This is a genomic window from Rhizorhapis sp. SPR117 (assembly GCF_021742065.1).
This window is the reverse complement of record NZ_JAKKIE010000249.1, coordinates 1-379: the sequence shown is the minus strand read 5'-3', so window position 1 is coordinate 379 and position 379 is coordinate 1. Positions and strand designations below refer to the sequence as shown.

Genomic DNA, 379 nt, shown 5'->3' with positions numbered 1-379 from the left:
TAGGCCGTCCCTTTGACGGCTTTGTCGAACACACCAAGCGCGTGTCGCCGACCTGTCTGGTGACGTTCGAGCGCAACCGTTACTCGGTGCCGGCATCCTTTGCCAACCGGCCTGTATCCTTGCGGATTTACCCGGATCGGATCGTTATCGCCGCCGAGGGCCGTATCCTGTGCGAGCATGACCGCATTATTGCCCGATCCCATCATCTGCCGGGGCGGATCAACTATGACTGGCGGCACTATCTGGCGGTAATCCAGCGCAAGCCCGGTGCCTTGCGCAACGGCGCACCATTTATCGAGATGCCGCAAGCGTTCCGCCAGTTGCAGGGTCATCTGCTCAAGAGGCCCGGCGGCGATAGGGAGATGGTCGAGATATTATC

1 protein-coding gene is annotated in these 379 nt (G+C 60.2%); it reads left to right on the top strand.

Translation table 11 applies throughout. The features are described from left to right. Positions 1-379 (top strand): Mu transposase domain-containing protein (locus L3X40_RS22230; RefSeq protein WP_445177245.1); only part of this gene is annotated, 379 nt, incomplete at both ends.